This window comes from Streptomyces sp. 15-116A, assembly GCF_025290915.1.
Lineage (GTDB): Bacteria > Actinomycetota > Actinomycetes > Streptomycetales > Streptomycetaceae > Streptomyces.
In genome coordinates this window covers 1-12,627 of the sequence record NZ_JAOCQE010000185.1, presented here as the reverse complement: position 1 = coordinate 12,627, position 12,627 = coordinate 1, and the positions used below count along the sequence as shown (strand labels likewise).

Annotated in this window: 11 protein-coding genes; 1 reads left to right on the top strand and 10 read right to left on the bottom strand. The window is 73.1% G+C overall.

What is annotated here, in order from left to right:
* The 3 genes from N4P33_RS24640 to N4P33_RS24630 form a co-directional block, all read right to left on the bottom strand.
* Positions 1-1,103: PAS domain-containing protein (locus N4P33_RS24640; RefSeq protein ID WP_260828925.1), on the bottom strand; the 1,103-nt coding region annotated here is incomplete at its 3' end.
* A 142-nt stretch (positions 1,104-1,245) separates the two neighbouring features.
* Positions 1,246-2,082, bottom strand: coding sequence for a GNAT family N-acetyltransferase (locus N4P33_RS24635; protein ID WP_260828924.1), 837 nt, complete (start codon positions 2,080-2,082; stop codon positions 1,246-1,248).
* A complete protein-coding gene (locus tag N4P33_RS24630) occupies positions 2,075-2,854 on the bottom strand; it encodes a TetR/AcrR family transcriptional regulator (RefSeq protein WP_260828926.1) in 780 nt (259 codons plus the stop codon). Before N4P33_RS24630 ends, N4P33_RS24635 begins: the two co-directional genes overlap by 8 nt.
* A gap of 407 nt (positions 2,855-3,261) precedes the next feature.
* Between N4P33_RS24630 and N4P33_RS24625 the strand changes: the two genes are divergently transcribed.
* Positions 3,262-4,713, top strand: a complete 1,452-nt coding sequence (locus N4P33_RS24625) for a serine hydrolase (RefSeq protein WP_260828923.1) — start codon at positions 3,262-3,264, stop codon at positions 4,711-4,713.
* Positions 4,714-4,858: 145 nt separating this feature from the next.
* Here the strand turns inward: N4P33_RS24625 and N4P33_RS24620 are convergent, their stop codons facing one another.
* The 7 genes from N4P33_RS24620 to N4P33_RS24590 form a co-directional block, all read right to left on the bottom strand.
* Positions 4,859-5,503 carry a hypothetical protein gene (locus N4P33_RS24620; protein ID WP_260828922.1) on the bottom strand — a complete coding sequence of 215 codons (645 nt, stop codon included), beginning with the start codon at positions 5,501-5,503 and terminating at the stop codon, positions 4,859-4,861.
* 183 nt (positions 5,504-5,686) lie between these two features.
* Positions 5,687-7,237, bottom strand: a complete 1,551-nt coding sequence (locus N4P33_RS24615) for an MFS transporter (protein WP_260828921.1) — start codon at positions 7,235-7,237, stop codon at positions 5,687-5,689.
* Positions 7,238-7,381: 144 nt separating this feature from the next.
* Positions 7,382-8,548 carry an acetylornithine transaminase gene (locus N4P33_RS24610; RefSeq protein WP_313904582.1) on the bottom strand — a complete coding sequence of 389 codons (1,167 nt, stop codon included), beginning with the start codon at positions 8,546-8,548 and terminating at the stop codon, positions 7,382-7,384.
* A 494-nt stretch (positions 8,549-9,042) separates the two neighbouring features.
* Positions 9,043-10,110 carry an acetylglutamate kinase gene (argB, locus tag N4P33_RS24605; protein WP_260828919.1) on the bottom strand — a complete coding sequence of 356 codons (1,068 nt, stop codon included), beginning with the start codon at positions 10,108-10,110 and terminating at the stop codon, positions 9,043-9,045.
* Positions 10,107-11,258, bottom strand: coding sequence for a bifunctional glutamate N-acetyltransferase/amino-acid acetyltransferase ArgJ (gene argJ, locus N4P33_RS24600; RefSeq protein WP_260828918.1), 1,152 nt, complete (start codon positions 11,256-11,258; stop codon positions 10,107-10,109). Before argJ ends, argB begins: the two co-directional genes overlap by 4 nt.
* Positions 11,255-12,283 (bottom strand): N-acetyl-gamma-glutamyl-phosphate reductase, encoded by a 1,029-nt coding sequence (gene argC, locus N4P33_RS24595; protein WP_260828917.1) that lies wholly within the window; start codon positions 12,281-12,283, stop codon positions 11,255-11,257. Before argC ends, argJ begins: the two co-directional genes overlap by 4 nt.
* Positions 12,284-12,344: 61 nt before the next feature.
* A partial coding sequence (locus tag N4P33_RS24590; protein ID WP_260828916.1) for an AAA family ATPase occupies positions 12,345-12,627 on the bottom strand: 283 nt, incomplete at its 5' end.

Genomic DNA, 12,627 nt, shown 5'->3' with positions numbered 1-12,627 from the left:
ACGGGCAGGCCCGCACGGCCCGCGAGCTTGCTGGGCCCCGGCGCGCCGGAGGGGGTCGCGGCGATCCGTACGAGCCGGACGGGTCCGGCGCTCTCCCCGTCGCCCATGGCGCCCTCGGCGACCCGGTCGATCAGCGCGTGGTCGGCGAACCCGGCGAGCGCGAAGTCCAGGTGGATCGTCGCCGCCTCCGCCGGGTCCTCGCACTCCGCCGCCGCCCGCGCCGCCCGGTGCAGCTGCTGCGTACGGAATCTCAGCAGGGAGGCCTCCTGCTCCCCCTGCTTGGCCTCGGTCACGTCCTGGAACAGCCAGCCCACGCCCAGCGGAACCGGCTCCTCCGCCAGCGGTGAGGCCAGCCGCAGGAACCCGCTGCGCCAGCACCGGCGCCGCTCGCCCTCCGGCGTCCGCACACTCACCCAGATCTCCGCCGGCGCGGGCGGCGCGCCCTCCGCCAGCACATGGGTCAGCGCGCTCTCCAGCTCCTCCACGCCCTGCGCCAGCAACTCCCCGAGGGGCCGCCCCAGCGCCGCCGTACGCCCCGTGCCCAGTGCCTTCGCCGCGGCCGCGTTCACCACCGCCGGACGCAGATCGGCGTCGACGAGGACGACACCCCAGGAGGCGTCCTCAAGCAGCGCCTCGCTCAGCGCGATCGACCGCTCCAGATCGATCTGCGCGTGCACCTCGCTGAACGCGCAATACACCCCGGCGGGCTTGCCGTCAGGACCGCGCACGGCCGCCGACTGCGTGCGCACCAGTACCCGGCCGCCGTCCTTCGTCAGCAGCGCGAACTCGTGGACCTGGCGCCCCGGTGCGTCCATCGCCGACATCAGCCGCGCCTGGACCTCCTCGGCGTCCGCGCGGCGCACGGCCCACCCGGCGAATCCCTGCCGCCCGACCGCCTCGGCCGCGCTCCACCCCAGGATCCGCTCCGCCTCACGGTTCCAGTGCGTCACCACCCCGTCCGCGTCGAAGGCGCACAGGGCCGCGTCCATGCCGTCCAGCAGGGCGGCAAGCAGATCGGACCCGTCCGAGCCCTCCCGACTCTCCCGCTCGGGCTCGTCGGGCCCCAGCTCGTCCGTGGTCCCACTACGCCGGGAAGCACTCACCTGAACCCCCTGCAGGCTGCGTCCGCACGTACGGCACGACGGTTCGCTCACTTGCAATCATTCAACTTGAACGTGACTCAGCGCACATCGAGTTCCCGGAAGATTGAGGCAATCGTTGTACGGCGTGCGGCGGCACCCGGTCTCACGCCAGCCGGAGATCGACCCACTCGTCGCTCCCCCCGTCGAGCACATACCGCTCCCGCTCGACGAACCCGCTCGCCTCGGCGAACCGGAGCCCGTCGGCGTTGGCGGCCAGTACCACGGTCTCGATCGCCCCAGCCCCCTGCTCGCGCGCGTGGGCCAGCCCTCGTTCGTACAGTGCCGTGCCTATCCCCCGCCGGCGGAAGGCGGGCAGCACCCTGGCGATCACGGTCGCCACCCGCTCCTGGCCCTCGGGCGGGCGGACGGTCGAGCAGCCGACGAGGACGTCACCGAGGTAGGCGTTCTCCAGCCGGTACCGGCCGCTGCGCTCGCGCACCTCGTCCAGGGACAGCGCGGCGGGCGGCACGATCTCGTTGTGGACGTGCTGCCAGGCGCGCAGCATGTCCTCACCCTCGACGACCTCGGTACGCAGCCCGACGGCCGGGCCGCGCCGCGCGTCCGCCTCGATCTCGATGCGCATCCGGGGATCCGCGAGTCCGCACTCCAGCATGGTCGCGGCCGGGCGCACCTCGCCGAAGTACCGCTTCAGCACGGGCCAGCACGGCTCGAAGTCCTGGCGCTCGGGGAGCAGATACCGCACCCGCACCACGTCGGCGAAGGTGCACCCCGCCTTCTCCAGTGCGGCCCCGACATTCCGCAGGCACTGCTCGGCCTGCTCCACCACGTCGTCGGAGATCGTCATCGTCGCGTAGTCGAATCCGGTCGTCCCCGACACATGCACACGGTCACCGTCCACCACGGCCCGCGCGTACCCGATCTCCTCCTCGTACACCGATCCGCTGAACACGGCCCACCGCTGCCTCTGCGTCTCACTCATGGCGGCACGGTACGTCCAGACGGGGGTCGTGATCGTCTGTTCGCCCGAGCTGGTCCAGGCGGGCCGCGAGGCCGTCGAGGAGGCGCTGGAGGCCGTAGTCGAAGGTCTCGTCGCGGACGGCTCCGGGGGCCTTGCCGTGCTGGGCGACGTGGGCGGCGTGCAGGTGGGGGTGGGTGCGGGTGGCGGCCTCGACGGCGGGGCTCAGAGCGCGCAGCCAGTCGGACTCGGTGCCGCCGCTGCGGGCGATCATGGAGAGGTAGGCGGCCTCGTTGGTCGCGACCCCGATGACGTAGGAGACGACGGTGCTCATGGCGCTGTCCGTCTCCTCGGGAGGGAAGCCCGCGGTCTCGAAGAGGGCGAGCATCCGGTCGGACATGCGCATGACATTGGGGCCCAGATGGGAGAGGCCGACCTGGCTGAGGACCGAGGCGATCCAGGGGTGGCGCAGCACCATGGCACGCAGGGCGGCCGCTGCGTCGGCGACGGCCGGGCGCCAGTCGGCGGGGTCCTGGACGGACGGGATCTCCAGTTCGCCGTAGACCTCGTCGACGACGAGTTCGATGAGCTCGTCCCGGTTGGCCACGTGACGGTAGAGCGAGGTGGCGCCGGCGCCGAGGCGGGTGCCCAGGGTGCGCATGCTGAGGGCCTCGATGCCGTCGGCGTCCAGGAGGCCGACGGCCTCGGCGACGATGCGTTCCCGGGTGAGGTGCTCGCGCCTGGGACGGGGGCGGGTCCAGACCGAGGGGATCGACGGCTGCTGGCCCTGCGGCATACGTGTCCTCACCTTCTCCTCGCCTTCGGCTCGGCGCTCTTCGGGCCCTGGGTGGCCGACCCGCTCAGCATACGGTGTGCGCATTGTTCGCACAGTGTGCGCGCAGGCGCCCGGTGCCGGGACGCGACCCGTGGTGCTCCCGGGCAACGGCGGACCGTTGGTGCACAGGGGTCCCGACACTGCATCGCGGAAGGGGTGCTGTCCGCAAGGAGGCGCCGGCGGCTCGTATGAACGGCTTCCTGATGCGGAAGGCCGCGTTCTACGGTCGGGATCCCGCCGTCGTGCGGGCAGCCGTGAAGGCGTCCGGCGACTGCGCAGGGTGTCCGATTCCCGCCGTTGCGTACAACATCCCCGGATGCGTACGGTGTTCGCATCGAGAAAACAGTGTGCACAACGGAGGAGGAGCCTTGCCGAAGAACATGACCTGGGACGCCGACGGCAACTGGACGGTGAGCGGCGACTGGGGGACGGCGGACTCCAGCGGGCTCGGTCTCTACGTCGACCACTGGCAGTCGCGTCTCGACCAGCTCCGCTCGGCGCACCACGTCCCCGGCGCCACCGCGGCCGTCCTGGTCGGCGGCACGGTGTACGAGCTGGCCAGTGGGGTGCTCCACCGGGGCACCGGGGTGGAGGCCACCACCGACTCGGTGTTCCAGCTCGGCTCGCTCGCCAAGATCTACACGGCGACGCTGATCATGCAGCTGGTGGACGAGGGCAAGCTGGACCTCGACGCCCCGGTCCGCGCGGTGCTGCCGGACTTCACGGTCGCCGACGAAACGGCCTCGCGCACCATCACGCCCCGTCAGCTGCTCTCCCACACCAGCGGTCTGACCTGCGACTTCACCTACGACTCGGGGCGCGGTGACGACTGCCTGGCCCGGTATGTGGAGGCGGCCCGCGAGGTGGGCCTGGACTGCCCTCCGGGCACCGCGGTCTCCTACAGCAGCCTCGGCTACAACGTGCTCGGCCGGATCGTGGAGGTGCTCACCGGGCAGACCTGGGACACGGCGCTGAAGGAACGCCTGCTGACCCCGCTCGGTCTCGAGCGCACCATGACGCTGCCCGAGGAGGCGCTCGCGCACCGGGCCGCCATGGGGCATCTGGGCGAACTGGGCGAGGAGCCCGCACCGGCTCCCGCCTGGGACCTGATGCCGCGCTCGGCCGGCCCCTACGGCCGCGTGCTCGCCAGCGCGGGCGACGTGGCCCGGCTGGCGAAGCTGCACCTGGACGAGGGGCTGCTCGCCGGGGGCGAGCGGCTGCTGTCGGCCGACTCCGTCCGCGCGATGCAGCGGCGCGAGGTGGACGTCCCCGACAAGTGGACGGTGAGCGCGGACGGCTGGGGGCTCGGCTGGACGCTGTACGACTGGGAGGGCACGCCCGGCTTCGGCCACGACGGCGCCTCCATCGGGCAGTACGGGTTCCTGCGGGTGGTGCCCGGCGCGAAGATCGCCCTGGTGCTGCTGACCAACGGCGGGGACGCGCGCCGGCTCTACGAGGATCTCTTCGGGGAGCTGCTGCACTCGCTGGCCGGGGTGCGGATGCCCGCCGCGTTCGCCCCGCCCGAGCAGCCGCCCACGGTGGACCTGGCCCCGCTGACCGGCGTCTACCGGCGGGAGGGCGTGGTCATCACGGTCACCGAACGGGACGGCACGGCGCATCTGGTGTACGAGTTCGTCGACGGGATGAAGGACTTCTCGCCGCCGCTGGAGATGGATCTCGTGCCGCTCTCCCCCACCGTCTTCGCCGGGCCGGGCAGCGGCGCGTACAGCGCGGACTGGATGCCCGTGGTGTTCTCCACGCTCTCGGACGGCACGGCGTGCGTGTACATCGGGATGCGGGCGGCGCCGAAGGTGGCCTGAGCACGGGCGGCGCCGGGAAACGGGCGTGGAGGAGGGCCGGGGTTCCCACCCCGGCCCTCCTCCACGCCCGTTTCGTGTACTCCGTGCAACCGCCGGAAATGGACGGTTGAAAAACCGCGACGATGGTTCTTTTTGCGGCTCCAGATCAGTGCCGGACGCGCCGTATCACCGTGGTACCGGCCAGTCGGTCGGCCATCGAGCGGCGGGAGGCGGCCAGGGCCGGCAGGACGTTGGACCAGAAGACGATCACCGAGAGCAGCCAGACCGTGAAGGCGGCGGCGAACGCGCCGAAGACCAGCAGGCAGCAGGCGAGCGCGAAGCAGCCGACGTCGGCGGTGGTGCTGACGGCGGCGCGTACGGCGGCCGCGCGCCGGGTGCAGGAGGCGACCTCGAGGCCGGCCAGGGCCTTGCCGGGGGTGCGCCGGAAGAGGGCCAGAGAGGCCCAGTGGTAGAGGAAGGTGCCGGCCACCAGCAGGGCGAGGGCCTGGATCACCAGGACGGCGACCCGGCGCCACATCGTCCACAGCAGCTGCTGGACCCGGTCGACGGCGTCCTCACCGCCGGTCAGCATCTCCCAGCTGTTCGACTGGACGAGGTCGGCTGCTTCACCTAAGTACGCGAGCACCCGGGGCAGGGTCAGGCTGCCGAGCAGCCAGGCGAACAGCAGGATCAGCGCGAAGTCGATCGTCCAGGCGAGCGCACGGCGCAGCGTGACCGGGCGGGACGGAAGCGGGGCGGGCGGCGCGGTGGGCCGGGGCGGGGCGGACGGGGACACGGGTGTGAAGGTCATGGACTCCCCCGGGGGGACGAGTGGGACGGCATACGGAATGGTGCGGACACGACAAGAGCGGTGCCGGACGACTCCTGAGGTTCTCTTCTCGGGATTCGTGCGGCACCGCCCTCCTGGCGGGCCGGGTCCTGCCTCGGGCGGACCCGGCCCGGAGCGTGACCGGGCGACGCGCGGGACGGCCGGTCAGCTCACCGCCAGGTCCTTGCTCCGGTTCTGCTCCTGGGCCTGGTCCGGGTCGGCCGGCCCCGCGGTGTCGGCGACCGGGGCGCCGTCCGCCCTCTTGGGCTCCTTCATGAGGAAGAGGGCGAGGACCGCGGCGGCCACCACGCCGGCGGCACCGGCGAGGAAGCTGGCGGACATGCCCTGGGTGAAGGCCTCGTGGACGGGGGCGAGCAGGCTCTTGTCCTGTCCGGCCTCGGCCAGCGCCTCGCCGATGGAGTGCTTCGCCGCCTCGGAGGTGCCGTCCGGCAGGTTGGAGGCGAAGACGCCGGTGAGGACGGCGCCCAGGGCGGCGACACCGAGGGCGGCGCCGGCCTGCTGGATGGTGTCGTTCAGCGCGGAGCCGACACCGGCGTGCTCCTCGGGGATGGCGCCCATCATGGCGGCCATGGCGGCCGGCATGGCCAGACCGCTGCCCGCGCCCATCAGGCACATCGCGCCGGCCAGGATCGTCCAGCTGTCACCGATGGACAGGGTGGACAGCAGGGCGAAGCCGGAGGCGATGACGAGCAGGCCGATGACGGCCATCGGGCGGTTGCCGGTCTTGGCGATCAGCGAGGCACCGATGGTGTTGAACAGCAGCGTGGCCACCGCGAGCGGGGTGAAGGCCAGGCCGGTCTCGGTCGGGGTGTAGCCGAGGACGAACTGCAGGTACTGGGTGAGGACCAGCATCAGCCCGCCGTTGGCGAGGGTGAGCAGGACCAGGGAGAAGCTGGCGCCGGTGAAGACGCGGTCGCGGAACAGGCCGAGCGGGACCATCGGGGAGGGGTGGCGCTTCTCCCAGACGGCGAAGGAGATCAGACCGACCACGGTGACCCCCAGGGAGATCTGGGTGCCGGTGTGGGACAGACCGTCCTTGGGCAGCTCGTTGATCGTCCAGACCAGGGCGGTCATACCGACCACCGACAGGACCATGCCGACCGGGTCGGCCTTGCGCCAGGGCCCCTTGGACTCCGGCATCAGGACCAGCGCGGCGACGATGGCGAGGGCGGCGATCGGGATGTTGATCAGGAAGACCACGCCCCACCAGTAGTGGGCGAGCAGGGCACCGCCGAGGAGCGGGCCGCCGACCAGGCCCACCATGGCCACCGCGCTCCAGGCGGCGATCGCCTTGGGGCGCTCGGTCTCGTCGAAGACCGTGATCAGGATGGACAGGGTGCTGGGCATGATCAGCGCGCCGCCGACGCCCATCAGGACACGGCCGATGATGAGCAGGTCCGGGGTGGTTGCCTCCATGGCGAGGGCCGAGGCCGCGCCGAACAGGACAAGCCCGATCACCATGACCTTCCGGCGGCCGAACTTGTCGGAGAGGCTGCCCGCGGTGAGCAGCAGGCCCGCGAAGACCAGCATGTAGGACTCCAGCACCCACTGGATGTCCTGAGCGGTGGCTCCGAGCTCCTCGGTGATCGTCGGCACCGCGACCGTGAGCACCATGTTGTCGACCACCAGCACCAGTGTGCTGAGGCACAGCACCACCAGGATGAGCCAGCGGCGTGGGTGTCGTTCTTCCATCATTCAACCTTTCGAGCGGCATGGGTCCGGCAGTCGGAGCCGACAGGGAGTGGACTGTGTGAAGTAATCAAACCAACTTCGCGGTTTTTTATCTAGTCCCTTTCCGGTCCTCGAGCGGGACGGCGTGCGGGAGGGGACGCAGGCGGGTCAGCGCGGCGCCGCGGTGTCCAGGACCGAGGGGAGGCGGTCCAGGAAGAGATCCACGTCGGCGTCCGAGAGGATCAGCGGCGGAGCCAGCCGGATCACGTCCGGGGCGGCCGCGTTGACCAGAAGCCCTGCCTGTTCGGCGGCGCGCTGCACCTCGCCGGCCACGGGCCGGGAGAGCACCAGGCCGAGCAGCAGCCCGCGGCCGCGCACCCCCGCGACCAGCGGATGGCGCAGTTCCTCGATCCCGGCGCGCAGTCGGTCGCCCAGGCGCCGGACGTGGCCGAGCAGTTCCTCGCGCTCGAGGGTGTCCAGGACGGCGAGCGCCGCCGCGCACACCACCGGGTTGCCGCTGAAGGTGGAGCCGTGGGCTCCGGGGGTGAACAGGCCGGCGGCCGGGCCGAAGGCGAGGGTGGCGCCGATCGGCAGCCCGCCGCCGAGCCCCTTGGCCAGGGTGACCACATCGGCCTCGACGCCTTCGGCCTGGGCGGCCAGCCAGTGGCCGGTCCGCCCGATCCCGGTCTGGATCTCGTCCAGGACCAGCAGCGTCCCGGTGGCCGCGGTGATCTCCCGGGCCGCCGCGAGGTATCCGGGCGGCGGCGTGACCACCCCGGCCTCGCCCTGCACCGGTTCCAGGATCACCAGCGCCGTGTGCTCGGTGACGGCGGCCCGCAGCGCGGCGGTGTCGCCGTACGGGACGAAGGTGACGTCGCCGGGCAGGGGGTGGAAGGCGTCGCGCTTGGCCGGCTGGCCGGTCAGCGCGAGCGCGCCCATGGTGCGGCCGTGGAAGCCGCCGTGGGCGGCGACCATGTGCCGGCGGCCGGTCAGCCGGCCCAGCTTGAAGGCGGCCTCGTTGGCCTCGGCACCGGAGTTGGACAGATAGACCCGGCCGTCCGGGCGTCCGGCCAGGGCGAGCAGCCGTTCGGCGAGCGCCACGGCCGGCTCGGCCACGTAGAGGTTGGAGACGTGGCCGAGGGTGGTGAGCTGCCGGGTGACGGCCTCGACCACGGCCGGGTGGGCGTGGCCGAGGGCGTTGACCGCGATGCCGCCGAGCAGGTCGAGGTACTCGTTGCCGGCGTCGTCCCACACCCGGGTACCCGCGCCCCGGGCCAGGGCCAGGCGCGGCGTGCCGAAGGTGTCGGTCATGGACGCCCGCCAGCGCTCGGTCAGGGAAGGCGCGGGGGCGGGCGCCGCTGAAGGCGCGGGGGCGGGCGCGGAGGTGGGCGCCGGTGCAGGCACGGGGGCGGGCGCGGAAATGGGCGCCGGTGCAGGCACCGGGGCCGACGGCTCGCAGACCGCCGGGCTCGGGGAGACCCCCGGGCTCGGGGAGGCCGCCAGGTTCGAGGAGATCCCCGGACTTGGGGAGGCCGGCGTGCTCGGGGAGACCACCGGGCTCAAGGAGACCGCCAGGCTCGGGGAGATCCCCGGACTTGGGGAGGCCGGCGTGCTCGGGGAGACCACCGGGCTCAAGGAGACCGCCAGGCTCGGGGAGATCCCCGGACTTGGGGAAGCCGGCGTGCTCGGGGAGACCACCGGGCTCAAGGAGACCGCCAGGCTCGGGGAGATCCCCGGACTTGGGGAGGCCAGCGTGCTCGGGGAGACCACCGGGCTCGGGGAGACCCCCGGGCTCGGGGAGACGCGTGGGTTTGGGGAGGTCGGGGCGGTCATGCGGCCGTCTCCTGGCGCAGGGCGGGTGCCGGGCAGGCCGTGGCAGCGGGGGCCGAGGGGGCGTCGCCCGGGCGAGCGGCCGTCGTGGGCGGGGCCGGGGTGTCCGCGGCACGGTGTGCGGGTGGCAGGTCGTCGGGGACGACCATGGTGCCGATGCCGTCGTCGGTGAGGATCTCCAGGAGGACCGCGTGCCGGACCCGGCCGTCGATGACCCGGGCGCTGCGCACCCCGCCGGCCACCGCGTCCAGGCAGCCGCGCATCTTGGGGATCATCCCGCTGGCCAGGCCCGGCAGGAGCGCGGCGAGCTCGGTCGCGGTGAGCCGGGAGATCACCTCGTCGCTGTGCGGCCAGTCCCGGTAGAGGCCCTCGACGTCGGTGAGGAACATCAGGATCTCGGCGTCCAGCGCGGTGGCCAGCGCCGCGGCGGCGGTGTCGGCGTTGACGTTGAAGACGCCGGGACCCTCCGCGTCGCCGGGCTCGCCGCTGCGGGCTATGGACGAGACCACGGGGATGCGTCCGTCGTCGAGCAGGGCCCGGACCACCCCGGCGTCCACATCGGTGATCGCGCCGACCCGGCCGATGTCCACCCGCTCGCCGTCGATGTGCGCGTACGCCTTGCCCGCCGTCATCAGCCGGGCGTCCTCGCCGGTCAGACCGACCGCGTGCGGGCCGTGCCGGTTGAGCAGGCCGACCAGTTCGCGCTGCACCTGCCCGGCCAGCACCATCCGTACGACGTCCATGGTCTCGTCGCAGGTGACCCGCAGCCCGCCGGCGAACCGGGACTCGAGGCCGAGCCGGTCGAGCTGGCGGCTGATCTGCGGGCCGCCGCCGTGCACCACCACCGGGCGCAGCCCCGCGTGGTGCAGGAAGAGGATGTCCTCGGCGAAGGACGCCTTGAGCCGGTCGTCGACCATGGCGTTGCCGCCGAACTTGACGACCACCGTGCGGCCGCGGTGCCGGGCCAGCCAGGGCAGCGCCTCGACCAGGGCGTCGGCCTTGGGCAGCGCGGTGTGTTTGCGGGCCGCGGCCAGACCGGTGGGGGTCAGGGAGGACAGTGCGGTCATGAGGAGTACTCGCTGTTCTCGTGGACGTACTCGGCGGTCAGGTCGTTGGCCCAGATCACGGCGGACTCGCCGCCGGTGGCGAGGTCGGCGGTGATGTGGATCTCCCGGCCGCTCAGGTCGGCCCGGGAGCGGTCCTCGCCGATGGCGCCGTCCTTGCAGACCCACACCCCGTTCATGGCGATGTTCAGCCGGTCGGGGTCGAAGGCGGCCGAGGTGGTGCCGATCGCGGAGAGCACCCGGCCCCAGTTGGGGTCCTCGCCGTGCAGGGCGCACTTGAGCAGGTTGTTGCGGGCCACGGCGCGGCCCACCTCGACCGCGTCGTCCTCGGTGGCGGCGCCGATGACCTCGATCCGGATGTCCTTGCTGGCGCCCTCCGCGTCACTGATCAGCTGGCGGGCCAGATCGGCGCAGACGGTGCGGACGGCCGCGGAGAACTCGCCCGGGTCGGCGACGGTGCCGGAGGCTCCCGAGGAGAGCAGCAGGACGGTGTCGTTGGTGGACATGCAGCCGTCGGAGTCGACCCGGTCGAACGTGGTGCGGGTGGCGGCGCGCAGCGCCCGGTCCAGCTCGTCCGCCTCGACGACGGCGTCGGTGGTGAGCACGACCAGCATGGTGGCCAGGCCCGGGGCGAGCATGCCCGCGCCCTTGGCCATGCCGCCCAGCGTCCAGCCGCTCCCGCGCAGCACCGCCGTCTTGTGCACGGTGTCCGTGGTCTTGATGGCGAGGGCGGCCGCCTTGCCGCCGTCCGGGCCGAGCGCGGCGACCGCGCGGTCCACGCCGGGCAGCAGCCGGTCCATCGGCAGCGGTACGCCGATCAGGCCGGTGGAGGCGACGGCCACCTCGTCGGGGCCGACCCCGAGCAGCCGTGCGGTGTGCTCCGCGGTGGTCCGGGTGTCGCGCTCCCCGGCCGGGCCGGTGCAGGCGTTGGCGCCACCGGAGTTGAGGACCACCGCGGTCAGCCTGCCGTCCGCCAGCACCCGCTGGGACCAGCGCACGGGGGCGGCCTTGACCCGGTTGGAGGTGAAGACGCCCGCGGCTGCCCGGAACGGGCCGGTGTTGACCACCAGGGCGAGGTCCAGATTGCCGTTGCTCTTGATCCCGGCGGCAACACCGGCCGCGGTGAACCCTCGTGCTGCTGTGACGCTCACGGTGCGACTCCGATCGTGGGGAGCCCGGTGGACTCGGGCAGGCCTAGGGCGAGGTTCATGCTCTGCACCGCGCCGCCGGCGGTGCCCTTGGTGAGGTTGTCGATGGCGCCGACGGCGACGATCCGGCCGGCCGTCTCGTCCAGCGCGACCTGGACCAGCGCGGTGTTGGCGCCCCGCACGGCGGCGGTGGCGGGCCACTGTCCCTCGGGCAGCAGGCGGACGAACGGCTCGTCGGCGTAGGCCTTGGTGTAGGCGGCGCGGACGTCCTCGGCGCTCACGCCGGGCAGGGCGGGAGCGGAGCAGGTGGCGAGGATGCCCCGGGACATGGGGGCCAGCATCGGGGTGAAGGACACGGTGACCCGCTCCCCCGCCACCTGGCTCAGGCTCTGCGCCATCTCCGGGGTGTGCCGGTGGCCGCCGCCCACGCCGTACGGGCTCATGGACCCCATCACCTCGCTGCCCAGCAGATGCGGGCGCGGGGTGCGGCCGGCTCCGGAGGTGCCGGAGGCGGCGACGACCACGGCCTCGGGCCCGGCCAGCCGGGCGGCGTATGCGGGGAAGAGGGTGAGGGCGACGGCGGTCGGGTAGCAGCCGGGCACCGCGATCCGGGTGGCGGCGGCCAACGCCGCGCGGGCGCCGGGGAGTTCGGGCAGCCCGTAGGGCCAGGTGCCCGGGTGGGGGGAGCCGTAGAACGTCTCCCAGTCGGCCGCGTCCCGCAGCCGGAAGTCCGCGCCGCAGTCCACCACCAGCACGTCGGGGCCCAGTTCGCGGACCAGGGCCGCGGACTGTCCGTGCGGCAGTGCGAGGAAGACCACGTCGTGTCCGGCCAGTTCGCCGGCGGTGGTGGGTGCCACCTCCCGTCCGGCGAGCGGGGCCAGGTGGGGCTGGACCGTCGCGAGGCGGGCTCCCGCGCTGGAGTTGCCGGTCAGCGCGCCGATCTCCACGCCGGGATGATCGAGCAGCAGACGCAGCAGCTCACCTCCCGCGTAGCCGCTGGCACCGGCGACCGCTACCTGCACTGTCATGTTCCCCTCCTGGTCGGCGACGGTACGACTGTCCGTCAGGAGGGGCGGGCCGCCCAAGCGTTCAACCGTGCGCGCGGCCGCCGTGCAGGATCTCCACCCGGGCGAACCCTTCGGCGCGCAGGCCGGGTACGGCGTCCCGGGTGCGGGCGTACTGCGCGCGCACGGTGTCCCCGGGCAGCCGGCGGTGCGGCGGGCGCGCGGCGTTGCGTTCCAGGCAGAGCCCCAGCGGGGTGCCCATCACCAGGGCCACCGACGGGGCGCCGTACCGCTCGGCGACGGCCAGCAGCCGTGCCCGGTCGGCGCCTTCGGTGAGCGCCGCGTCCACGACGCAGGTCCTGCCCCGG

Bases quoted from the DNA above. Each gene is read 5' to 3' on its own strand.
- argB (WP_260828919.1), bottom strand. From the start codon at position 10,110: ATGACCGCACTGTCCTCCCTGACCCCCACCGGTCTGGCCGCGGCCCGC.
- argC (WP_260828917.1), bottom strand. From the start codon at position 12,283: ATGACAGTGCAGGTAGCGGTCGCCGGTGCCAGCGGCTACGCGGGAGGT.
- N4P33_RS24630 (WP_260828926.1), bottom strand. From the start codon at position 2,854: ATGCCGCAGGGCCAGCAGCCGTCGATCCCCTCGGTCTGGACCCGCCCC.
- N4P33_RS24620 (WP_260828922.1), bottom strand. From the start codon at position 5,503: ATGACCTTCACACCCGTGTCCCCGTCCGCCCCGCCCCGGCCCACCGCG.
- N4P33_RS24635 (WP_260828924.1), bottom strand. From the start codon at position 2,082: ATGAGTGAGACGCAGAGGCAGCGGTGGGCCGTGTTCAGCGGATCGGTG.
- N4P33_RS24615 (WP_260828921.1), bottom strand. From the start codon at position 7,237: ATGATGGAAGAACGACACCCACGCCGCTGGCTCATCCTGGTGGTGCTG.